The sequence below is a fragment of the Psychrobium sp. 1_MG-2023 genome, assembly GCF_030689115.1.
Lineage (GTDB): Bacteria > Pseudomonadota > Gammaproteobacteria > Enterobacterales > Psychrobiaceae > Psychrobium.
Genome location: NZ_JAUYVJ010000011.1, coordinates 23,530 through 47,290 on the forward strand (window position 1 = coordinate 23,530; position 23,761 = coordinate 47,290).

Below are 23,761 nucleotides of genomic sequence, written 5' to 3' on the forward strand. Positions count from 1 at the left end.
GTCGGTAACGCGAAAAGACCGACGCAATAAACAATGTGTTTATCGTCGTCGGTTAAAGGTGTGTTTACTTAAAGAGATAAAATGGCTCATTGCACTTTTCTAACTAAAACTATTAAGGCAATATTGCCAACAACCTCAGTATAACGACAACATATAATTATGCAACAAAAATGCATAATTATTTATTAACTACATTATGAATAAAAATATTATCGTGATTGGTAGTGGATGGCTAGGTAGCCCTTTGTCTAAAGCCCTTGCACAATCAGGCCATAAAGTCACAGCAACGACCACCAGTACAGACAAACTCGCGCCGCTGAATGAGCAAGGTTTTGATTTAATTTTACTTAATAGCCAAAAGCTCATACAGCAAGATCAAGCCATGTGGCCACAAATAAATGCTGACTTAATGATCATCACCATACCACCACAGCGAGGGCAGACTGATTATTTCGAACAACTCAAAGTGTTGGCACAACTTGCTTTAAATAATAAGGTCCGGCAATTATTATTTATTAGCTCCTCATCTGTCTGGGCAAATTGCCACGGCATGATTACCGAGCAAACAACTGCCAACCCTATGACTGCCACGGGGCAAGCTATGGTTAATTTCTCTCAATGGTTGCACCAGTCAGCACTCGACGCGACAACTCTTCATTTAACAGGATTAATTAACGAACAACGCCATCCCGGGCGTTTCCTCGCAGGTAAATCCGCTTTATCACAAGCCAACGCAGCAGTTAACTTAATTCATCAGCAAGACTGTATCGGTTTAATAGAAAGGATTATTGATAAACAATACTGGGGACACCAAGCCATTGGCTGTGCTCCTAGTCATCCAACACGAAGAGAGTTTTATATTAAAGCTGCTCAAAGGTTAGGGTTAGAGCCTCCTACATTTAATGACGCAGGAATCGTTCAACAAGAAAACGATACAAAAATCATTAACGCTCAAGCTACTGCGACGGCACTTGATTATCACTATCAGATCAGCGATTTAATAAAGTGGCTTCACTCCACCTAGCACTTTAAGCACCCGCTCAATTGTAATCATAATGTTGAACGATGTAATGGAAAGATAAAAAACCGAGACTATTCAATCTCGGTTTTTCTTGTTCCAACAACGTTATTCATTTAATTAAGCTAAAAACACCCGAGGGTTAAGTTCAACCTCTGTTGTTAATTCAGCCAATAATAATGGCGCTGTTGCTGCCAGGCTTTTTTCTACATTTACCACGAGCCCATTAGCCTGCTTGCTGATAACTATTTGCTCTGCACGCTGCCCTTGATAACGGCCACTAATGATCACAGCCAAACGTAAACAGCTAATCAGATCATGCACTCTCTCTGCACTACAGCACGCTTGCTGTTCGAGTAAACCTGAATTAAGTGGATTCTTGTAATTACCGACCAATGCCACCACAAGCTTTTTTTGCTCTGTCGTAAAGCCAGGCATTACTAAATTTGCTAGCAAATAAGCACCATGACGCTGACCTTGTAAAAACTCCACGCTTAAGCCCACCTCGTGCAACTGCGCCGCACAACTTAACATCGCCAGTTCGATCGTATCAAAGCCAAATGGCGTAGCAATATTTACCGCAAGTTCAGCTACATTCTGTGCATGCAGTGTATCGACTTGAAAGCGTTGCTGCAGATGCTGACAAGTACGTGCTGTAACATCATGCTCAGTCAATGCGTCGCTACCACTAAGCAATTGGGCAATAAGCCCTTCACGTAATGCCCCTCCAGAAGCAACCATGGTCTCTATAGAAAGGTTTCTAAAAAGCATGATCAATATCGCCACACCGCTAGCAAAAACCGGTGCACGTTCAGGTTGCAAGCCAACGAGTGCTAATTTATCAACGGAACCGCACGCAATGACTTGTACCATTAATGCTTCAAGCTTAGCTAAAGTGACCTGTTCGGTTTCACCTTGAGCTATTAAAACTTCTTGTACCGCTTGTACAGAACCCGAAGCACCTAGCGTTAACTGCCATTGATGATTCAGGTAGTCCTGCTTAACTGAGGCTAACACTTGCGCAGCCTGTTCGATGGCGACCTCAAAATTAGCCTGAGTTAATAAGCCACCGCTAAAGTAACGTTCGATCCACGTCACGCAGCCCATGTTCAAACTATTGAGTACAATAGGCGATAAGCCTTGCCCAAGAATAAGCTCAGTACTTGCACCGCCAATATCAATAATTAAACGCTTATCGGCACTGTTACTTGAAACCGCCATCCCATGATATATCAGGGCAGCCTCTTGCTCGCCGCTGATCACGTCGATACGCTGGCCAAGAATCTGTTGACCTTTTTCGCAAAAAATCTCTGAGTTTTTTGCTAAGCGTAAAGTCGCTGTAGACACGACACGGATATTTTCTTTTGGAATATGAGCCAAACGTTCAGCGAACAACTCAAGGCATTGCCAGCCGCGCTCCATCGCTTCTAGACTTAGATTACTATCGTGGTCCAGCCCCGAAGCTAGGCGTACCTTACGCTTAACTTTTGAAATGATTCGTGGGGAGCCAGCAACTTGCTGTACTAGCAACATATGAAAACTATTAGAGCCTAAATCGATGGCTGCGTAAAAATCATCATGCATTCTAAAACTACTTCCTTTATCACCTAAACAACTGTGCTTTGGCTAATAGCGATAAGGCTATTAGCCATAGTAACCTTAGTGACGACGTGGGCGGTCGTTACGGTGCTGCTTGTTTGGGCCATTGTGTCGCTTAGGGTAATCTTTATTGTTTCTATCTTTATGTGGGCGAGCAATACGCTTTGGTGGTGCAATATCCGTAATCAGCGCATCTTTCTCATAATTGCTCACGGGAATTTGATGCTCAATATACTCTTCAATTGCCGGTAAATTTAATGCAAATTGCTCACATGCAAAGCTGATTGAATGTCCTTTAGCACCTGCACGACCAGTACGACCGATACGGTGAACATAGTCTTGCGCATCGTCAGGTAAATCGAAGTTAAACACATAATCAACATCAGAAATATGCAAACCTCGTGCAGCAACATCAGTCGCAACTAACACATCCAGTGCACCGGATGTGAATTGCTCTAAGATTCTTAAGCGTTTCTTCTGTGGTACATCACCCGTTAGTAGTCCAACACGATGACCATCAGCAGCCAAAAAGCCCCACACTTCTTCACACTTATGCTTCATGTTAGAAAAGACAATGGCTTTATCAGGCCACTCTTCTTCCATTAGCGTTAATAACAATGGAATTTTATCTTCATTGGCAGGATAGAAGATTTCTTCTTTAACATTAGTTGAGGTTTTCTGCGTAGGCTCAATTTCAATATGCTCAGGCTCATTCATATTATCATAAGCTAGTTCTCGTACTTTATATGATAACGTCGCTGAAAATAACATATTCAAACGTTCGTTAGCTTCTGGCATACGGCGGAAGATATAACGAATATCTTTAATGAAGCCTAAATCAAACATCCGATCTGCTTCATCTAATACAGCAGCTTGTACCGAACGTAAATCAATGAAACCTTGCTTCATAAAGTCAATTAAACGACCGGTCGTAGCAACAACAATATCAGCCCCTTTCTCTAGTTCAGCAACCTGCTTATCATAAGATTCACCACCATAAACTAACGCTAGTTTTATCCCCGTGCTTTGGGCTAATGGCTTAGCATCATTATAAATCTGAATCGCCAATTCACGCGTAGGAGCCATAATCACTGAGCGCACTTGATTTGCTTTGCGTGGCTCAGTCACAGGGTTCTTCAATAAGTGGTTGAACGTCGCAACTAAGAACGCCAGCGTTTTGCCAGTGCCCGTTTGAGCCTGACCTGCGATATCTTTGCCTTGCAATAAGTGTGGTAACGCCATTGCTTGAATGGGAGTACATTGCGTATAGCCAACACTGACTAGCGCTTGATGCAGCGTTTCAACAAGACCAAGCTGTTGAAACGTCTTTTCTGTTAAGTGTGTATTTTTCATCTCGTTAGCATATCAGTTCTAATTATAAAAAGCTGGAACGTTTCAAATATCTTAATTAAAAATTAAATTAGGGGTTGAAGTATCGCAACAATACCCTCATATTTGCGTTAAGGGAACATTTTCCCCTCATTAATAATCTTACGGAGAAAATCATGAGCGACACTATTATTCAGCTAACTGACGGCAATTTCGAACAAGACGTTATCAACGCAGACCGTCCTGTCATTGTTGATTTTTGGGCTGAATGGTGCGGACCATGTAAAATGATTGCGCCGATCCTTGAAGAAGTAGCAAAAGAATATGCTGACAAGGTGACCATTGGTAAACTGAACGTGGATCAAAATACAGAAACAGCACCAAAATACGGCATCCGCGGTATCCCAACACTACTATTATTCAAAGATGGTAATGTTGTAGCAACGAAAGTTGGCGCACTATCAAAAACTCAACTAATCGAGTTTATCGACGAGAACGCTTAATCAGCCTCCCGTTTAAAGGCACATTTTAGAGATATATTTCAAAATGTGCCTTATATTGCTTTACCCCGCCAAAAAATAATGCTAATTTATTGAGCGATTTTTATCGCGTCTGCCAAAACTGACCCAAGTTTTGTCACTCCTTTTTTCAACAACTAATCTTAAGTCAACAGACTTATTTGCAAAGACCCTTCAATATGAATCTAACCGAACTGAAGCAAAAGACGATTTCCGAGCTTTTCTCAATTGCCGAATCGATGGGGCTTGATCATTTAGCCCGAGCACGTAAACAGGATATTATTTTTGCCATCCTAAAATCTCACGCCAAAAGCGGTGAAGATATCTTTGGTGATGGTGTATTAGAAATCTTACAAGATGGTTTTGGCTTCTTGCGTAGCGCTGACGCCTCTTACCTTGCTGGCCCTGACGACATTTATGTCTCACCAAGTCAAATTCGTCGTTTTAATATGCGTACGGGTGACACCATTGCCGGAAAAATTCGTCCACCTAAAGATGGCGAACGTTATTTTGCTTTATTAAAAGTTCGTGAAGTAAACTTTGATACGCCTGAAAATGCGCGTAATAAGATTTTATTTGAAAACTTAACGGCAATTCACCCGAAAGAACGTTTTCGTTTAGAACGTGGTAATGGTGCGACTGAAGACTTAACAGCACGTATCATCGACTTATCAGCACCGATTGGTAAAGGCCAACGTGGTTTAATCGTAGCACCTCCGAAAGCTGGTAAAACGATGCTACTACAAAGCATCGCGCAATCGATTGCGATTAATAACCCAGAAGCTCACTTAATGGTTCTATTAATCGATGAGCGTCCGGAAGAAGTTACCGAGATGCGCCGCTTAGTTAAAGGCGAAGTTATCGCATCTACGTTTGATGAACCAGCAAACCGTCACGTTCAAGTGGCAGAAATGGTTATCGAAAAAGCGAAAAGTATCGTTGAACACAAAAAAGATGTCGTAATCTTACTTGATTCGATTACACGTTTAGCTCGTGCCTACAACACCGTAATTCCATCATCAGGTAAAGTATTAACCGGTGGTGTTGATGCCAACGCACTGCATCGTCCTAAACGTTTCTTTGGTGCTGCACGTAACATCGAGGAAGGTGGTAGCTTAACAATTATCGCAACTGCGCTTGTTGATACTGGCTCAAAAATGGATGAAGTTATCTATGAAGAGTTTAAAGGTACCGGTAACATGGAGCTTCACTTAAGCCGTAAGATTTCTGAAAAACGTGTTTACCCTGCGATTGATATTACTCGTTCTGGCACACGTCGTGAAGAATTACTCACAGGCCCAGCTGAACTACAAAAGAACTGGATTTTACGTAAAATTGTTCACCCGATGGGTGAAGTTGATGCGGCAGAGTTCTTAATTGACCGTCTAGCAATGACTAAGACTAACGATGAGTTCTTCGACTCAATGAAGCAAGCAAAGCCTAAGAAGTAACTAAGTTATTCAACGTTACTTCAAAAAGCCGCAATGATGCGGCTTTTTTTTCGGCTCAACCAATGCCAACAAGGCTGTCATAAAGCCCGCCCCCCATCAAACACACAATGATAATAAGAATGATGGCGCTGATGCCAGCCGTCACGCACACGGGAGTTAGCCCAAGGTAAAAGCCAAACTTAAAGTTGGTACTTTTTAACCAAGGGTTTAATAAAAGAAAGGTAAAGCTAGAGAGAAAAACGATGATAAAGTGAATTAAAAAAGCAACGGTACTACTGTCAGGTATGATATCAACAAGAGTGGTGATGGGCTGATTGCCAATATCTGGCATAATAAGGATATGAAACATAAATGGAACAATGCACAGCGCAGTAACATTAAACAACGAGCATAGCCACGCGATTGCAAGATATCGCTCTTGATTGACGATCAAGCGATGCATAATACTGACCTCTTTAACGAATAATTCATACCTATTCAAGCCGCGAAATTAGTCTAACCGTCATTTACTTGCTGCTTTTTTACCACTGAAAAATAAAAAATTAAAAAGCCCAACCAACTAAAACACAATGATAAAAGCGCCCAAATTAACTTATGATAGCCACGGGCCTTATTTGAGCACAACACGATAATTATTGGGACAAGAAAAAAATAAGAAGCTAATATCTGATACTAGCAATTGCAGGTTCATATTCATTTTAATATATTCATCCTTGATTTATATTGAAAAAATATTAGCTTTAATCGCTTGAAAAAGCAATCGCTTATCCAAGCACCTCTCCATTCTTACGTTAAGCCCATAACACCTTGGCACAATTCAAGCATATTTAATCATTCACTTAGTTCGGTTAGTAGAAATTTATATGACGTCATGCTCGTTAGTGCAGCACCTTAAACTATTACAGTTGCCAATTAGAGCAATAGTAATCATCTTATTTGTTGGCTTATATAGTACAGGTGGTTGGGCGAATGGCTATAGTAAAGCGACTGAATATAAAGAGAAATATGCCAAATCGCTGCAAAATAGCAAACTCTCACTTCGGCCATTACAGCCGTTAAAGACAAAGCCCAAAGTCAATAATCTCAAACCACTCCACCTTGCGCCACGCCCAAACCTTGACGGTCATTATTTTCAATACCATCACTATAAGGCGGCACAAAATATCCGCTCACTGCAGCCAAAAACGCCTAATCAACAAAAGCCATATCGTTAATCAGGTTGATAATCGATCGCTACCGAGTTTATGCAATAGCGCAACCCCGTTGCTGTTGGTCCATCATTAAATACATGCCCCAGGTGTGCATCACAATTAGCACAACAAACCTCGGTCCGCTCCATTCCATGAGTTGAGTCTCGGTGCAGCGTTACGGCTTTATTACCCGCCACATCATCAAAGCTAGGCCAACCACAGCCACTATCAAACTGACTACCAGCTTCAAATAACACACTGTCACAGCAGATACATTTATATTGCCCACTCTCTTTACAGGTGAGCCACTGCCCTGTAAAAGGACGCTCAGTGCCCTTTTCACGACAGACGTAATATTGTTCTGGAGTGAGCTTCTCACGCCATTGTTGATCTTTCATTTTGTTTTCCTATTCAAACTACCACCACATACTAAGCACAACCTGAAGCATGAATTAGCAGAGTTACGGGACGCCTTTCTTTTGGTTACTTTTCTTTGGCGAAGCAAAGAAAAGTAACTGGTGTGCTAAAGCAACCCTTACAGTATTTAACCCCTCTCAATAGCACATCAAATCTCTGTAAATATTAACATGCAGAACACAGATTAAAACAAGTCAACAAAACACTCAGCTACTACCTTAAGCTAATGTCCATAACCTGTCCGCTAGGCTATATTGAGGCTTACTTGGAGTCAATCGGCATTCTTTACAACCTTTGACTAAAAAAAGCATTGACTCACACCGTAACTCACGGTAGAAATATACATCGTTGAAACATATCACCAACGAAAAATTAACGATAAACTTTAAGCGCAACACTAAGAGTAATAATGAATTATAGCAAACGTATCCTAAGCCTTTTACTTCTCCTGCCAGATTCTGCTGCGGGCGCTTAGTGCTATAGTTAACAAACTGAACACTAAAACCCGCACCTGATGCGGGTTTTTTCGTATTTAACAGCAAATATTTGCGAGCTATCAAAGTAAAAGCTGGCGATACATTAAATAAAGGAACGGATAATGTCTGATCAAGTCATCATATTTGACACCACCTTACGCGACGGCGAGCAAGCGTTAGCGGCGAGTTTAACCGTTAAAGAAAAGTTACAAATCGCCCTAGCCCTCGAACGTCTGGGTGTTGATGTGATGGAAGTCGGTTTTCCGGTCTCATCACCAGGCGATTTTGAATCGGTTCAAACTATCGCAAGTACAGTAAAGAACAGTGTTTGTGCCGGTTTATCTCGAGCCGTTAAAGCGGATATCGATGCTTGTGCTAATGCATTAAAAGTCGCTGAACGATTTCGTATTCACACCTTTATTTCAACCTCGACTATCCATGTTGAAAGTAAGTTGAAACGAAGTTTCGATGATGTATTAGATATGGCTGTGGGCGCGGTAAAATACGCACGTAACTTTACTGACGACGTTGAATTTTCATGTGAAGATGCAGGCCGTACCCCAATTGATAATTTATGCCGCATGGTTGAATCAGCGATTAATGCTGGGGCAACCACTATTAATATTCCTGATACGGTCGGTTATACCATTCCCAGTGAGTTTGGCGGTATCATCAAAACCTTATATAACCGCGTTCCAAATATCGACAAAGCGATTATCTCGGTGCATTGCCATAACGATTTAGGCATGTCCGTAGCAAATTCAATTAGCGCAATTGAGATGGGGGCACGTCAAGTTGAGTGTACCATCAACGGTATTGGTGAGCGCGCAGGTAACGCTTCACTAGAAGAAATCGCAATGATCTTACAATTACGTAAAGATATCTTAGGTGTTGAAACAAATATTAACAGTCAAGAAATTTATCGTACGTCTCAGTTAGTCAGCAACCTTTGTAACATGGTCGTTCAGCCTAATAAGGCAATCGTGGGTAGTAATGCCTTCTCACACTCATCAGGCATTCACCAAGATGGCATGTTAAAGGCCGAAAATACCTATGAAATCATGACCGCAGACTCTATTGGCCAACCTAAGAAATCATTAAACATGACTTCACGTTCAGGCCGCCATGTAATTAAGCACCGTATGGAAGAGCTAGGCTATCAAGAGCAAGATTTTAACCTAGATGAGCTATATGATTCATTCTTACGTCTAGCAGACAAAAAAGGTCAAGTGTTCGATTATGACCTAGAAGCCTTATTGTTCTTCAATCAGCAAAAAGATGACAATGACCATTACAAGCTAGCATACCTAAGTGCACACGCGGGCTCAGGTATGATGTCAACTGCCAGTGTTAAGTTAAATGTCGGCGATAAAGAGTTTATTGAAGCAGCGACAGGTAATGGTCCTGTTGAGGCAGCTTTTAACGCTGTTAGCCAAATATCGAAAGTAGACTTAGAGATTGTTGATTATTCATTGAAAGCCAAAGGCGAAGGTGAAAATGCATTAGGGCAAGTCGACATTGTGGCGAAGTATAACGGCCAAAATTTCCATGGCATGGGTCTGGCAACCGATGTAGTACACGCATCAGTACGCGCCTTATTGCATGTATTAAACCTTGTTCATCGTGCAGACTTAGTCGCAGACAAGAAACAGCAAATAAAACAACAACAGGTAGCAGGCGTTTAAGCCCGCAAACCTCAATAAATTAGATAATTAAAGATAGCAGAGTTGGGAGTAGAATGAGTAATCCACAGTATAATGTCGCGGTATTAGCCGGCGACGGTATTGGCCCAGAGGTCATGAACGAAGCAATTAAAGTCTTAGCCGCTGTACAGCAAAAGTTTGACTTTACATTAAACTACAATGAATTACCTGTGGGTGGCTATGCTATCGACCATTTTGGTAAACCACTACCTGAGCACACCCTTACTGGCTGTGAACAAGCAGACGCGATTCTATTTGGTTCAGTAGGCGGCCCAAAATGGGAGCACCTTGCACCCGATGATCAACCAGAGCGCGGCGCATTATTACCGCTACGAGGTCACTTCCAACTTTTTTGCAACTTACGTCCAGCACGTATTTACAGTCAACTTGCCGCACTATCGCCATTACGTGCCGACATTTCTGCGCGTGGTTTTGATATCTTATGCGTTCGTGAATTAACGGGTGGTATTTATTTCGGTAAGCCAAAAGGCCGTGAAGGTGAAGGCGAAAATGTCGCTGCCTATGACACTATGCGCTATAGCCGTAAAGAAATCGAACGCATCGCGCGTATAGCCTTTGAGTCTGCGAAAGAGCGTCGTGGAAAAGTAACTTCTGTTGATAAAGCTAACGTATTAGCTTGTTCAGTGTTGTGGCGTGAAGTGGTTGAAGAAATCGCTACCGAATACCCAGAAATTGAATTAGAGCATATCTATATCGACAATGCTGCGATGCAAATGATCCGCGACCCGTCGCAGTTTGATGTTTTATTATGTTCAAATCTAATGGGTGACATTCTATCTGACGAATGTGCGATGATCACTGGCTCAATGGGCTTACTTCCATCAGCTAGCACTAATGAACAAGGCTTTGGCATGTACGAACCGGCAGGTGGCTCAGCGCCAGATATCGCGGGGCAAGGTATTGCTAATCCTATCGCACAAATTTTATCAGCTGCAATGCTACTTCGCTTTAGCTTAAAACAAGATGCCGCAGCTACAGCAATTGAAACAGCCATTATTGACGCATTAGACAACGGCTACTTAACCCGCGAGTTAGCACAAACCCCATCGGATGCGAAATCAACCAGTGAAATGGGTGACTTTATTGCGCAATCTATTTTGGAGAACAACTAATGGCCAGCACGTTATACGATAAAATTTGGCAAGAGCATATTGTGCGCGATGAGGCGAATGAAACGCCATTAATTTACATCGATCGTCACTTAGTGCATGAAGTAACCTCACCACAAGCATTTTCAGGCTTAAAAGCCAATGAGCGCCCATTACGTCAAGTCGGTAAAACATTTGCGACAATGGATCACAATACCTCGACAAAATCGCGCTCACTAGACGCTTGTAGCGATCAGGCCCGAATCCAAATTGAAACGCTAACAGAAAACTGTGATGACTTTGGTGTCCAGCTTTACGATATTCACAATATCAACCAAGGCATTGTTCATGTCATGGGCCCAGAACAAGGCATGACCTTACCTGGCACAACCATTGTTTGTGGTGATTCACACACAGCAACACATGGTGCATTTGGTGCTCTGGCTTTCGGTATTGGTACCTCTGAAGTTGAGCACGTGATGGCAACTCAGACCTTAAAACAAAGCAAAGCTAAATCGATGAAAATCGAAATCACCGGAACCATTGGCCAAGGTATCAGCGCTAAAGATATTATCTTAGCCATTATCGGAAAAATTGGTGCGGCAGGTGGCACGGGTTATATCCTTGAATATTGTGGTAGTGCGATTGAGCAGTTGTCGATGGAAGCGCGTATGACCATCTGTAATATGAGTATCGAATGTGGCGCTAAAGCAGGTATGGTCGCACCGGATCAAATTACCTTTGACTACCTTGAGGGGCGACCATTTGCACCAAAAGGTCAGGATTGGTTAGACGCCATCGATTATTGGAAAACATTAAAATCCGATGAGAATGCCGAGTTTGATGCCGTAGTAACCTTAAAAGGTGAAGACATTGCTCCGCAATTAACTTGGGGAACCAACCCGGGACAAGTGATTGCAATCGATCAACAAGTACCAACACCAAGTGACTTTAGCGATGATGTCGAATCAGAGTCAGCACAGCAAGCCCTCGATTACATGGCATTACAAGCAGGCCAGTTATTAACTGATGTTAGCGTTGATAAAGTGTTTATTGGCTCTTGCACCAATAGCCGTATTGAAGACTTACGTGCCGCTGCGGCAATTGCCGAAGGTAAAACAGTCGCTAGCAATGTTGTTGCTATCGTCGTACCGGGTTCAGGCTTAGTGAAAGCTCAAGCGGAAGAGGAAGGCTTAGATAAGATTTTCTTAAACGCTGGCTTTGAATGGCGCTTACCAGGTTGCTCGATGTGCTTAGCGATGAATGATGACCGTTTAGAGCCATACGAGCGCTGTGCATCCACCAGTAACCGTAACTTTGAAGGTCGCCAAGGCCGCCTTAGTCGCACCCACTTAGTGAGCCCAGCAATGGCCGCCGCAGCCGCTTGTGCTGGTCACTTCGTTGATATCCGTGATTTAACTTAGGGAATAAGCAACAATGAGTAAATTTATCCAACACCAAGGCTTAGTGATCCCATTAGATGTCGCCAATATCGACACTGACCAAATCATTCCTAAGCAATTTTTATCGAAAGTAACCCGCGATGGTTTCGGCATACACTTATTCCATGATTGGCGTTACCTTGATGAAGCTGGCGATCAACCAAATCCTGAATTTAACCTCAATAAACCTCAGTATCAGGGCGGTAGTATTCTACTCACTCGTGAAAACTTTGGTTGTGGATCCAGTCGTGAACATGCGCCTTGGGCACTCGCAGACTTTGGTTTTAAAGCAGTTATCGCTTCAAGTTTTGCTGATATCTTTTACGGAAATGCAATTAATAACGGCCTAGTGCCAGTTAAACTAACCGAACAAGAGATTGATCAGTTATTTAGCCAAATGAGTGATGGCGCACAAATCACGGTTGACTTAGAAACGCTCGAAGTTATTGCACCGAACAATGACCGCTTTAGCTTCCATATCAGCGAGTTTCAGCGGGAATGTTTATTAAAAGGGTTAGACTCTATTGGTTGGACATTGCAACACCTTGATGCGATTAAAGCATATGAATCGAATATCCCAGCTTGGCGTAGATAGGCGATGATACAACGAAAAAAGCGGCGAATACGCCGCTTTTTTTATGGCTTTAACACCCACAAATCTACTTTAAACTTGCATAATAAGCTGCAAGATTTGCAATATCATCGTCACTTAATGATTTGGTTAACGGTGCCATCACTGGAGACGGACGTGAACCGTCACGATATTTTTTCATTTGCTGTGCTAAATATAGCTCCTTTTGCCCAGCCAGGTTTGGGTATATAGGTACGCTCGAGATACCTTGCTCCCCATGACAATTAGCACACATAATCGCTTTATGCTTGCCCGCTTCGATGTCTGCGGCCTGTACGTTAGCAAAGCCGCTAACGAGTAATATAGATAGAACAACTTTTTTAAACACGTACTACTCCCACTCTTCTTGTTGTAAGCCTGTTTGTTGCAATAAAAATACTTCAACATCATCACGCTTGAGATATTCGGTTAAGAGCTCACCCTGAGCATAATGACAGCCCATATCCTGCAGCTGTAGCATCTGATTTAAATTATTAACCCCTACAGCAGTGACTTCTAAATTAAGGGAAAGGGCCATCGCCACAATTCCTTCGACTAAATTAGCAGAATTTGGATCTGAGTTAATCATTTGAATATAGTTTTGGGTCAATTTAATCCCATTAAAAGGGAAGTGGCGTAAGTCAGAGATATAAGCACCACGATCACCAAATTTATCATAGAGAAGATTAACACCCAATAGTGATAGCTCTTGTAGTATTGACTCCAAATCTAGCCATTGTGCAGCAATATAACTTAATGGAATCTCTAGAGATAAGCGCTCTGGTGGCATTTGATAACGCCCTAAAACTTTCTCAACTTTACTCGCAAACTTATAATCACGTAGCTGGCCATGTGACAAATTAATTGCCACACAAAAACCATCATGTCCTTGAGCCTGCCAAGCTTGCAAGTCCTGACAGACCCGTTCAATTAAAATAAAGCCCATCTCTTGTACACAACCACTCGCTTCAGCGACCGTATAAACTTCATCATTATTAATTAAACCAAATTGTGGATGCTGCCAGTGAATATGCGCTTCAAATGAGTGAACTTCGTTAGTCACTAAATTTATAATGGGTTGATAAACCACTTCAAAGTCTTTCGACGCCAGTAACGTCACAAGCTCTTTGCGCAACTGAAAATGCATCAATGCTTGTGCATTTTGCTCTTTACCAAAACAAGCAATAGGCGCATTGGCTTGCCATGCTTTTTGCAACGAAGCTTCTGCATTATTTAATAACGACTCAGCATCTAAACCTTGCTCAGGAAAATAGGCCATGCCTTGCTTCACGTCGAGTACTAACCTTAATTCGCCAATTTCTATCGGTTGTTGGTTCACTTTATCAACTTTTGCTGATACCACTTCTAGAGCATCTGTCGATGGCAAATCCGGAAGCAAGATGGCTAAGCGGCTTTTAGACATCCGCGCGACGCCATCTTCTGCACGGAGCGCTTTTTGTAGCCGGGTGCAATAAATCATCAAGGCACTACTAGCCTTGGCAGCACCGTATTTTTTCTCTAATTGCTCAATCTTGCCAATATCTAACGCAATCGCTGCCACGATATTCTTACGACGACGAGCACGGCCAATCATTCGCTCTAAACGATCTCTAGCTAATACGTCATTAGCCAAACCCGTGGCGACATCATAATTGGCCATAAAGGTACCCGACTTTTGGGTCTCTTTTTGTAATGTAATATCTTGACTTAATGCAACAAAACATTCCAAGTCACCATATTCATCAATCAATGGATTAATGGTTAAGTCACACCAATAATTCATTTTTGATTGTTTAGTATGCTTTAAAATGCCTCGCCACATTTCTTTGCGCTTTATCGCCTGCCACATCAACTTTTCAAGTTGTTGATCATTTGTTTTACTGTTGAGAATTGAAATGTTATGACCGACAATATCATGAGAACAATAGCCAGTCTGATGCTCGAATGCTTCATTGGCGTAAAGGATCTGACCATCGTTATCAAAGGTAAAAACAGCATAGTTACCCATTTGGGTTGCCGATTGTAATGCTCGCTCTTTTAAGGTCGTACGATCATTACAACTAATCACTTCAACTAAAAGTCCAACAACAGAATCTTCATGATCTCTTAATGGTTGTTGTTTTATAATAGATTTAAAACTACCTGATTTTCCTAAACGAACCCTGTGTTCTGACTCTTCCATCGCCGATATAATAGATGCTAAAGATTGTGGTAATATATCTGACGCACGGCGACCAACAGCTTCTAAGCGATTGGTCTCAATCACATCACACATGTATTGATTGATTTGCGTGATAACACCAAAATTATCTATTAATAATGCCGCATTTGGATTTATTGAAATTAAGTTATTAACGATTGACGAAAAATTCTGCTGTGTTGACTCATGTTCAGATAAAACGACCACATCGAGCAACTCAAAATGGAAATATTCAGGCGAACCTCTTCGCGTCGCCTTTAAGGTCATCGCCAGGTTTTCACCCGCAGCTCCAATAAAGTTAACATCGATATCACGGTATTCTAGCTCAGAAACCAAACCTAATTGGTGTTCGATTTCCTGAAGAGGCATATTAAGCAAGTCACTAAAAGACATGAATGATAATCGCTCTAGCTCTATCCCTGTCACTTTCTCGGCTACTTGATTAGCTTTTAAAATACGTAAACTTTTCGGCTCAACCACAAATTGTGCCACCGCAGAGCCGTTAAAGTAGTCATTATCTTTAACACAACAACGCTTCACGATAACCCACTGTGAGTCATCCATAACTAAATGCTCTACAGTCAACTCGTATTCTTTATTCGGGATGGGACCATGAGGAAAAGTAACCTCCATGGAAAAGCCTGAACCTTGATATTCAGCTGCATTATCAAGTAACTGTTGATAATCGGCTGTTGTTAAGACTTCACTTAAGCTTAAATCCACCAGCGAGCTATGGTTATCACTCGCCACTGCAGTAAAATGAGTCGAGGCATGGCAAATTAATTGCTGACTATCAATCACCAGCTCACTGAGTTCCAGCAGCTTGGATAAAATAGTTAAGGTATTCTCTTTAGTACCTTGAGTTTCATGGCGCAAATTTATTTTCATTGGTACAAACCAATCCTAAAAATGACACAGTCAATCGATTTGCAGAGAGTGTCCATAGACTTGCTCCATTTGAAGTTGCTACTATAGTGATCAGACATCATCAATAACTCGCGAATGCTATGCTCGAAAAAAACTTTTCATTTAACACAAACTCTACCGCAGCCCAGCCGATCAAGCAACAAGGGAGTTTATATATTAATCTCTCTATTGATTGGGATCAGTTCGATCAAGTTGCATCGCAACTCATTGAAAAATTAGACATGACGGTCAAAACGAAAGAGATTGGGGCCGACCTGCACCGCTGGACCGTCGACTTTGAAGGCACTCGATTATACCTAACGTACGAAGAGACCAGTAATAGCTTATGGTTTGAGCTAGATCGAGCAGAAGATCAGGAAATATTAGACTTTATTGCCACCTTATTACAGAAGCAGTCATCATGAACATACTGCATAGCACCAACCAAGACTACCAACTACTAACACCTGACTTTATGCTTGATGCTATTGAGTCTCTCGATATTTTTCCAAGCTCAGGTTTATTAGCGCTAAATAGCTACGAAAATCGTGTTTATCAGTTTAGCTGTGATGATGGCCAGCGCTACGTGGTGAAATTTTATCGCCCTGGACGCTGGACAACCGAACAGATTATTGAAGAACATCAATTTAGCATTGAGCTAGCTGATCAAGAAATTCCTGTCGTTGCACCAAGTAAAATAGGTGGACAAACATTACATCAATACCAAGGGTTTCTATTTGCCTTATTTCCATGCCAAGGGGGGCGCCAATTTGAAGTCGACAACCTCGACCATCTTGAATGGGTTGGGCGCTTTATTGGTCGTATCCATCAAGTCGGTCAACAGCAGCCTTTTCAACAACGACTCACTTTAGATACTGAAACCTTTTTACACCAGCCGAGCCGTCACCTTGAGGTCTACCATGGTGTTCCAGAATATCTCAAAACGCCATTTAATACCGTGTTAGAGCAGCTTAAACAACAAGTTGAACAAAACCTCAAACGATGCGCTGGGGTGAAAAATTTACGAATTTTTGGTGACTGCCACCCGGGAAATATTTTATGGACAGATCACGGCCCGCACTTTGTTGACCTTGATGATAGTGTTAACGGCCCTGCCATCCAAGATTTATGGATGATGCTTAATGGCGATCGTGCTAATCAGCTACTACAACTTGATGTACTTCTTGAAGGCTATCAGGAGTTCTGTGATTTTGATGCTAAGGAATTACAGTTAATAGAACCTCTACGAGCAATGCGTATGATTAATTATATGCATTGGTTAGCAAAACGTTGGGATGATCCGGCCTTTCCACATAATTTCCCTTGGTTTAATACAGATAATTACTGGGAACAGCAAGTACTCGCTTTAAAAGAGCAACTCGCTCAATTACAACAACCATGCTTACAGTTACCTGGACAATTCTAAGTGCTGGTCTTAGCAAGGTAAACACATCTTGTTAAGATTAGATTCAGCGAATTCTTTTATCATTGATGTAAATAATTAACGACAATGATAAGCTATCGCAAAATTTTTAGGAGTTAAAAACAAAATGAAAAAAATTGCCTTAGTGCTGTTTGCACTACTTTTAAGCCCATTAACGCTGGCAGCCGACTTCGTTGAAGGAACACATTACACTGTTGTTTCTAAATCTAGTCCAACAAAATCACCTGAAATCGTTGAGTTTTTCTCTTTCCTTTGTCCCGCATGTTACCGCTTTGAGCCATTAGTTGCTGACTTAAAGAAAAACATTCCAAGCAATGTAAAGTTTAATAAAAGTCACGTCGACTTTTTAGGTGGTGATACAGGTAAAGCTTTAAGCCGTGCATTTGCCGTTGCAAGCTTATTGAAAGTTGAAGACACAATTAACCCAGCTATTTTTAACGCAGTACACGTACAACGCCGTAATTACGCTAATTTAGACCAATTACGTCAGTTGTTCATTGATAACGGTGTTTCAGCTAAGAAATTTGATGGTGCAGTGAAGAGTTTCATGATCAATGCAAAAGTATCGAAGATGGCTAATAACACTCAAAAGTTTGCTATCAATGGTGTCCCGACATTTATTATTAACGGTAAATATCAAATCAATAATAAGTCGATTGCTAGTGCAGAAATGTTCCAAGAGTTAGTCACATACCTGACTAACAAAAAAGGCTAATCAACTCTTAGCCCAAACTAAAAAGCCGCTATCAAGCGGCTTTTTTGATCCATCAACGGTTATTGATAGTTATGGTTTGGCGATTAAACCAACAGCATCCATGGCTTTTGCTAATGTCACTGACGCTTTTTCAGAAGCACGCTCCGCTGAGTCTTTCATAATTGCTAATAATGCTGACTCATCTTGGCGTAGCTCATGATATCTCGTTTGGACGGGCTCAATAAATGAAAGTACCGCATCAGCTGTATCTTTCTTCAAGTGCCCATACATTTTATCTTCGTACTCAGGCACCAAATCACTGATCGAGCGACCTGTAGAGCAAGAAAGTAATGTCAGTAAATTAGAAACCCCTGGCTTTTCTACCGTATCAAAGTAGATACGCGCCTGTTCATCTGAGTCCGTCACCGAACGTTTAAGTTTCTTTTCAATTTTCTTTGGCTCATCAAGCAACATAATAAAATTATTGATGTTGTCATCCGATTTAGACATCTTCTTCGTCGGATCCTGCAAGCTCATTACTCGTGCGCCCACTTGAGGAATAAAGGGTTCAGGCACCTTAAATACTTCCCCGTATAAATTATTAAAGCGGGTTGCAATGTCTCGAGTTAACTCAATGTGCTGCTTTTGGTCCTCCCCGACAGGCACGCGGTCTGCTTGATATAATAAGATATCAGCGGCCTGCAATACCGGATAACCGTATAAGCCAACATTAATGTTCGTCTCAAAACGTTTTGACTTATCTTTAAACTGGGTCATACGATTAAGCTCACCCATTTGCGCGTAACAGTTTAGGAGCCAACCAAGCTGAGCATGCTCAGGTACTTGTGACTGAACAAAGATAGTGCTTTTTTTAGGGTCTAAACCACAAGCAATATACATCGCTAAACATTCTAAAACACGTTCACGTAGCTGCTTTGGATCTTGGCGTACCGTGATGGTGTGCAGGTCAGCCAACATAAAGAAACAGTCATTATTTTCTTGCATCGGCAGCCATTGGCTAATCGCACCAATGTAGTTACCAATAGTTAAACCACCTGATGGTTGAATACCACTTAATACCGTAGGCTTCTGCCCTGCCTGAATTGACATAATCTCTCTCTTACTTGTTTACGCTCGCAAGCTGCTGACGCATTTGATCAACAACTTCTTTATAATCTGGTTGGTTAAATATCGCTGAGCCAGCTACAAACATATCGGCCCCAGCTTCGGCTATTTCAGCAATATTATCAACTTTAACGCCGCCGTCCACTTCTAAACGAATATCAAATCCACTTTCATCAATTAATTGACGTACTTGGCGTAGCTTAGTCAACGTTGATGGAATAAAACTTTGTCCGCCATAACCTGGGTTAACTGACATTAATAAAATAACATCAAGCTTATCCATCACATATTCAAGACAACTTAATGGTGTGCCTGGATTTAATACCACGCCCGCCTGACAGCCCTGCTCTTTTATTAGTTGTAATGTACGATCTAGATGCTGTGTTGCTTCAGGATGAAAAGTAATAATTGACGCGCCAGCTTTAGCGAATTCAGGCACCAGTGAATCAACTGGAGTCACCATCAAATGTACATCAATCGGAGCTGTAATACCGTAATCACGTAACGCCTGACACACAGCCGGACCAAACGTTAAGTTAGGGACGTAATGGTTATCCATCACATCAAAATGCACTACATCAGCGCCAGCGGCTAATACATTTTCAACATCTTCACCTAAACGTGCAAAGTCAGCCGAAAGGATAGAAGGAGCTATGAGGTAATCAGTCATTGCGATTCCAGTTTAATTGAAAAGCGCAATTCTACAGGATGCAAGGGGGATGGGCTAGTTTTTGTGCTAAAACAAAAGCGGCAACCTAAGTCGCCGCGTTTAAAGAAAAGTTTACTCTAGAGATCAAACTCAACGGAGTATGACACCGCCACTAAAAAGTTTGACTCAACAGTATTTTCATCAACGTCGGTAATCGCTAACGTGAAGTTATCTTTACTTAAGCTAATACCATAGTCACTGTAATCACCACCACCGTCAAAGTTAGAGACACCATAATGAAAACCTAACTCTAAGCCATCAGCCACTTCAAAAGCTAAGTCCGCATAAAGGTAATCACTATCCCCGAAATCACTATCCCAGTCGGAATCAGCTAAGGTGTGATAGCCTACAGTTAAAAACTCCCAACCCACGCTGGCATAAATCTCACTAAAATCAAGTGAATCACCGCCCGGATAACCGTAAAATAAGTAGCCTACATCAAAAGCTAATTCACCCGCTTCAAATGAATAGCCGGCATATAAATCAACTTCCGCACTAGTATCATCACCCCAATCAACATTCGACGCCCATGTACCTACGTAGAAACCGTTACTGGCAGCATAATCAACCCCGCCAGAAATAGCAGCTTGATCACTAGTTTGAGAGATGCCACGCCATACATAGTTGTTACTGACACCGACATTAGCCGTTAAGCCATCAACCGCTTGGGCTTGCTCGGTATAAAGTGTTGTCATTGTTAGTGCAGCAGATAAAATCATTATCGTTTTTTTCATAATAACCCCTAAAAATATTAAAAGTATTGCTGAATGTTGCAATGCACTAACTAGACCAAATCAATTACCTGTTGATTTATTGAGCCTTTTTTAATTTAGTCCAATTTAAAAACTTTCTACTGCACTAACAATGTGCAGTTATAGTTTTATTTTGGTGCATCAAATCACTGTTTTAAAATAATTAATTTTACCAAACATCAGATAATCATTAGACTGCCTGAATTGAGTGACTATACTTAATATTAGTTGAAATTAGCGTTAAAGATATTGTAATTGATAGTAAAGTAATACTTAATCAGCTAAGATTTATTCATCCATTTATCTAACTATTTAGAGGGCTTATGTCAATAATACAAAAACCTCAGCAAGACCCAGTCATCGATTGGTTTCTTTCACAATGTCATTTACATAAGTACCCTAAAAAAAGCACCTTGATTCACCGCGGTGATGTTGCTGATACTTTATATTATATTGTCGAAGGTTCGGTTGCGGTATTAATTAAAGATGAGCAAGGTAAAGAAATGATCTTATCTTATTTATCTAAAGGTGATTTTGTTGGTGAGCTGGCCCTATTTGAAGATGAACCCGAACGTACCGCATGGGTAAAAACACGTGCACCTTGTGTCATTGCGGAAATATCTTTCACTCGCTTTAAGCAACTAGTGCAAACAACCCCTGAAATTCTAATGCGTCTATCTAAACAAATGGCGGACCGCTTACAATCGACCAGTGAAAAAGTCGGTGATTTAGCATTTTTAGATGTAACAGGCCGTATCGCACAAACGCTACTCAACCTGTGTAAACAACCAGACGCAATGACGCACCCCGATGGTATGCAAATAAAAATAACCCGACAAGAGATTGGGCAAATTGTTAGCTGCTCACGTGAAACTGTAGGTCGCGTATTAAAACTACTTGAAGAGCAAGGCCTTATTTCGGCTCATGGTAAAACAATAGTCGTCTTTGGCACTCGCTAGCCTCTCTATTTTACCACCACCTCTTCCAAGGCCCCGCTATGCTGTGAAATGCTAGCGGGGCTTTTTTGTTTGTTTTTTGCACCATTTTGAGTAAAAGCTCTATACTCATAATTAACTTACTGCTAGTATCGAAACTAACAAACGTTTCAAACAATCGTTTACAACAAGATCGTCAATTAAAAAAACAATAAACTGAGGTCAACATGCCTGAATATAAAGCCCCGCTTAAAGACATCGAATTTGTCATGAATGACGTGTTAGCATTTGAGCAACACTACGCTAATTTACCCGGAGGGGAAGAAGCCTCCCCCGACCTAGTCAGTGCAATCTTAAATGAGGCCGCAAAGTTTTCTGAAGAAGTATTAGCCCCCTTAAATCAAATAGGCGATCAACAAGGCTGTACTCGACACGAAGATGGTAGCGTCACCACGCCATCAGGCTTTAAGGAAGCTTACCAGCAATATGTTGAAGGTGGCTGGCCATCCTTACCCAATGCTGTTGAGTTTGGTGGCCAAGGCTTACCCGAATCATTAAGTTCAGTGATTAGTGAAATGGTCGGCAGTGCTAACTGGTCCTGGGGCATGTACCCTGGACTCAGTCATGGCTGTATGAATACTTTAACAAGCCACGGCACTCAACAACAAAAAGAAACATACTTGCCAAAGCTAATTAGCGGTGAATGGACAGGAACCATGTGCCTGACCGAACCTCATGCGGGAACCGACTTAGGTTTACTTCGAACCAAAGCGGAACATAACCCTGACGGCAGCTATAACATTACGGGAACCAAAATTTTCATTTCATCGGGCGAGCATGATATGGCTGAGAATATCATTCATATCGTATTAGCCCGACTACCGGGCGCACCTGAAGGTACCAAAGGGATCTCTTTATTTATTGTGCCTAAATTCAATGTTGATCAGCAAGGCAATTTATTGGAGGCTAACGCAGTTAGTTGTGGCTCTTTAGAACACAAAATGGGTATTCACGGTAACTCAACTTGTGTAATGAACTTTGATGGCGCCACTGGCTTTCTAATAGGTGCTGAAAACCGCGGTTTAAACTGCATGTTCACCTTTATGAATAGCGCTAGACTAGGTACTGCTATTCAAGGCATCGCTGCAGCAGAGTCCTCCTATCAAGGAGCATTAGCTTACGCTAAAGATCGCTTACAAATGCGTTCGCTCAGCGGTGCAACAAACCCTCAGGGTAAAGCCGATCCTATTATTGTTCATCCTGATGTTCGCCGTATGTTGCTGACTCAAAAAGCATTTGCAGAAGGTAATCGCGCGATGCTCTATTTCGGCGCTCAACAAAATGATATAGCCCATCGCAGTCAAGATAGCCAAGAACGGCAGGCCGCAAGTGACTTATTGTCATTTCTAACCCCTATCATGAAAGCCTTTATGACGGAAACAGGGTACGAGTCAGCAAACCACGGAGTTCAAGTGTTTGGCGGTCATGGTTTTATAGCGGAGTGGGGGATGGAACAAATCGTTCGCGATACAAGGATTTCAATGCTTTATGAGGGAACCACAGGTATTCAAGCATTAGACCTATTAGGGCGAAAAGTGTTAATGAGTCAAGGCACACTTCTTAAAAACTTTACTAAGATTATTCATCAATTTATTCAATCTCAGGCTCATAATGATTTAATGCAAGAATTTATTGCACCACTAACCTTACTCAATAAAGAATGGGGTGAGCTAACAATGGAAGTGGGTATGAAAGCCATGAAAGACCAAGATGAAGTAGGTGCAGCATCTGTTGATTATTTGATGTATTCAGGTTACGTATCTCTGGCTTATTTCTGGGCAAAAATGGCACAAGTCGCACAGATTAAGTTAGCAGAAAACCCAGATAACGGTGACTTTTACCAAGCGAAAATCGATACTGCTCGCTTTTATTATGCCCGAATTTTACCGCGTACATTATCTCATGCAGCAATGATAAGCGCAGGAAATGCTTCACTCGCTGCTATCGATGAGTCTCATTTCAGCTTTTAATCCACCACCCTGAATGTCAATCTTCAGCCCCTAATCTAGGGGCTTTTTTATCCCCGTATAATTCTGCTCCCCAGACTCAAATTTCAATCTATAATTTAGAAGTT

At 41.6% G+C, this 23,761-nt stretch carries 22 protein-coding genes; 13 read left to right on the forward strand and 9 right to left on the reverse strand.

Features of this window, described 5'->3' with window-relative positions:
* The first annotated feature begins 196 nt into the window (after positions 1–196).
* Positions 197–1,024, forward strand: a complete 828-nt coding sequence (locus Q8W26_RS07600) for an NAD(P)H-binding protein (protein WP_305472962.1) — start codon at positions 197–199, stop codon at positions 1,022–1,024.
* Positions 1,025–1,138: 114 nt separating this feature from the next.
* On the opposite strand, the gene Q8W26_RS07605 is transcribed toward Q8W26_RS07600, so the two are convergent.
* Together Q8W26_RS07605 and rhlB are read right to left on the reverse strand one after the other, a co-directional pair.
* Positions 1,139–2,602: a guanosine-5'-triphosphate,3'-diphosphate pyrophosphatase gene (locus tag Q8W26_RS07605; RefSeq protein ID WP_305472964.1), complete on the reverse strand. Its 1,464-nt coding sequence runs from the start codon at positions 2,600–2,602 to the stop codon at positions 1,139–1,141.
* 75 nt (positions 2,603–2,677) lie between these two features.
* Positions 2,678–3,970 (reverse strand): ATP-dependent RNA helicase RhlB, encoded by a 1,293-nt coding sequence (gene rhlB / locus Q8W26_RS07610; RefSeq protein WP_101213329.1) that lies wholly within the window; start codon positions 3,968–3,970, stop codon positions 2,678–2,680.
* Between the two features lie 152 nt (positions 3,971–4,122).
* Between rhlB and trxA the strand changes: the two genes are divergently transcribed.
* Together trxA and rho are read left to right on the forward strand one after the other, a co-directional pair.
* Complete coding sequence (gene trxA, locus Q8W26_RS07615; RefSeq protein ID WP_101213330.1) at positions 4,123–4,449, forward strand: thioredoxin TrxA; 327 nt, start codon at positions 4,123–4,125, stop codon at positions 4,447–4,449.
* Between the two features lie 194 nt (positions 4,450–4,643).
* A complete protein-coding gene (gene rho / locus Q8W26_RS07620) occupies positions 4,644–5,915 on the forward strand; it encodes a transcription termination factor Rho (RefSeq protein ID WP_101213331.1) in 1,272 nt (423 codons plus the stop codon).
* A gap of 55 nt (positions 5,916–5,970) precedes the next feature.
* On the opposite strand, the gene Q8W26_RS07625 is transcribed toward rho, so the two are convergent.
* On the reverse strand, positions 5,971–6,357 hold the full coding sequence (locus Q8W26_RS07625; protein WP_101213332.1) for a hypothetical protein: 387 nt from the start codon (positions 6,355–6,357) through the stop codon (positions 5,971–5,973).
* 421 nt (positions 6,358–6,778) lie between these two features.
* On the opposite strand from Q8W26_RS07625, the gene Q8W26_RS07630 reads away from it, so the two are divergent.
* Positions 6,779–7,129: a hypothetical protein gene (locus Q8W26_RS07630; RefSeq protein WP_101213333.1), complete on the forward strand. Its 351-nt coding sequence runs from the start codon at positions 6,779–6,781 to the stop codon at positions 7,127–7,129.
* Here the strand turns inward: Q8W26_RS07630 and msrB are convergent.
* On the reverse strand, positions 7,126–7,503 hold the full coding sequence (gene msrB / locus Q8W26_RS07635; protein WP_101213334.1) for a peptide-methionine (R)-S-oxide reductase MsrB: 378 nt from the start codon (positions 7,501–7,503) through the stop codon (positions 7,126–7,128). The two genes, Q8W26_RS07630 and msrB, sit on opposite strands and share 4 nt — an antisense overlap.
* Positions 7,504–8,120: 617 nt before the next feature.
* Here msrB and leuA point away from each other — a divergent pair.
* From leuA to leuD, 4 genes are read left to right on the forward strand one after another with little or no spacing between them, the layout of a single operon-like run.
* Positions 8,121–9,683, forward strand: a complete 1,563-nt coding sequence (gene leuA / locus Q8W26_RS07640; RefSeq protein WP_101213335.1) for a 2-isopropylmalate synthase — start codon at positions 8,121–8,123, stop codon at positions 9,681–9,683.
* Positions 9,684–9,736: 53 nt separating this feature from the next.
* Positions 9,737–10,834, forward strand: a complete 1,098-nt coding sequence (gene leuB / locus Q8W26_RS07645; RefSeq protein WP_101213336.1) for a 3-isopropylmalate dehydrogenase — start codon at positions 9,737–9,739, stop codon at positions 10,832–10,834.
* Positions 10,834–12,234 (forward strand): 3-isopropylmalate dehydratase large subunit, encoded by a 1,401-nt coding sequence (leuC, locus tag Q8W26_RS07650; protein WP_101213337.1) that lies wholly within the window; start codon positions 10,834–10,836, stop codon positions 12,232–12,234. Before leuB ends, leuC begins: the two co-directional genes overlap by 1 nt.
* Before the next feature lie 13 nt (positions 12,235–12,247).
* A complete protein-coding gene (gene leuD / locus Q8W26_RS07655; RefSeq protein ID WP_101213338.1) occupies positions 12,248–12,847 on the forward strand; it encodes a 3-isopropylmalate dehydratase small subunit in 600 nt (199 codons plus the stop codon).
* 64 nt (positions 12,848–12,911) lie between these two features.
* On the opposite strand, the gene Q8W26_RS07660 is transcribed toward leuD, so the two are convergent.
* Together Q8W26_RS07660 and Q8W26_RS07665 are read right to left on the reverse strand one after the other, a co-directional pair.
* Entirely contained in the window at positions 12,912–13,211 is a 300-nt protein-coding gene (locus Q8W26_RS07660) for a cytochrome c (RefSeq protein WP_305472969.1), read from the reverse strand.
* Between the two features lie 3 nt (positions 13,212–13,214).
* On the reverse strand, positions 13,215–15,950 hold the full coding sequence (locus tag Q8W26_RS07665; RefSeq protein ID WP_101213339.1) for a GGDEF domain-containing phosphodiesterase: 2,736 nt from the start codon (positions 15,948–15,950) through the stop codon (positions 13,215–13,217).
* 119 nt (positions 15,951–16,069) lie between these two features.
* On the opposite strand from Q8W26_RS07665, the gene Q8W26_RS07670 reads away from it, so the two are divergent.
* The 3 genes from Q8W26_RS07670 to Q8W26_RS07680 all read left to right on the forward strand — a co-directional run bounded on the left by Q8W26_RS07670 (position 16,070) and on the right by Q8W26_RS07680 (position 18,127).
* Positions 16,070–16,393 carry a DUF3630 family protein gene (locus Q8W26_RS07670; RefSeq protein ID WP_101213340.1) on the forward strand — a complete coding sequence of 108 codons (324 nt, stop codon included), beginning with the start codon at positions 16,070–16,072 and terminating at the stop codon, positions 16,391–16,393.
* Positions 16,390–17,394, forward strand: a complete 1,005-nt coding sequence (locus Q8W26_RS07675; RefSeq protein WP_101213341.1) for a serine/threonine protein kinase — start codon at positions 16,390–16,392, stop codon at positions 17,392–17,394. Before Q8W26_RS07670 ends, Q8W26_RS07675 begins: the two co-directional genes overlap by 4 nt.
* A gap of 124 nt (positions 17,395–17,518) precedes the next feature.
* Positions 17,519–18,127 (forward strand): thiol:disulfide interchange protein DsbA/DsbL, encoded by a 609-nt coding sequence (locus Q8W26_RS07680; protein ID WP_101213342.1) that lies wholly within the window; start codon positions 17,519–17,521, stop codon positions 18,125–18,127.
* A 69-nt stretch (positions 18,128–18,196) separates the two neighbouring features.
* On the opposite strand, the gene trpS is transcribed toward Q8W26_RS07680, so the two are convergent.
* From trpS to Q8W26_RS07695, 3 genes are all read right to left on the reverse strand, one after another.
* Complete coding sequence (trpS, locus tag Q8W26_RS07685; RefSeq protein ID WP_101213343.1) at positions 18,197–19,216, reverse strand: tryptophan--tRNA ligase; 1,020 nt, start codon at positions 19,214–19,216, stop codon at positions 18,197–18,199.
* 10 nt (positions 19,217–19,226) lie between these two features.
* Positions 19,227–19,901: a ribulose-phosphate 3-epimerase gene (rpe, locus tag Q8W26_RS07690; RefSeq protein ID WP_101213344.1), complete on the reverse strand. Its 675-nt coding sequence runs from the start codon at positions 19,899–19,901 to the stop codon at positions 19,227–19,229.
* 116 nt (positions 19,902–20,017) lie between these two features.
* Positions 20,018–20,674, reverse strand: coding sequence for a TorF family putative porin (locus tag Q8W26_RS07695; protein WP_101213345.1), 657 nt, complete (start codon positions 20,672–20,674; stop codon positions 20,018–20,020).
* Between the two features lie 341 nt (positions 20,675–21,015).
* Between Q8W26_RS07695 and crp the strand changes: the two genes are divergently transcribed.
* Positions 21,016–21,651 (forward strand): cAMP-activated global transcriptional regulator CRP, encoded by a 636-nt coding sequence (crp, locus tag Q8W26_RS07700; RefSeq protein ID WP_101213346.1) that lies wholly within the window; start codon positions 21,016–21,018, stop codon positions 21,649–21,651.
* Between the two features lie 203 nt (positions 21,652–21,854).
* Positions 21,855–23,657 carry an acyl-CoA dehydrogenase C-terminal domain-containing protein gene (locus tag Q8W26_RS07705; protein WP_101213347.1) on the forward strand — a complete coding sequence of 601 codons (1,803 nt, stop codon included), beginning with the start codon at positions 21,855–21,857 and terminating at the stop codon, positions 23,655–23,657.
* The last annotated feature ends 104 nt before the right edge of the window (positions 23,658–23,761 follow it).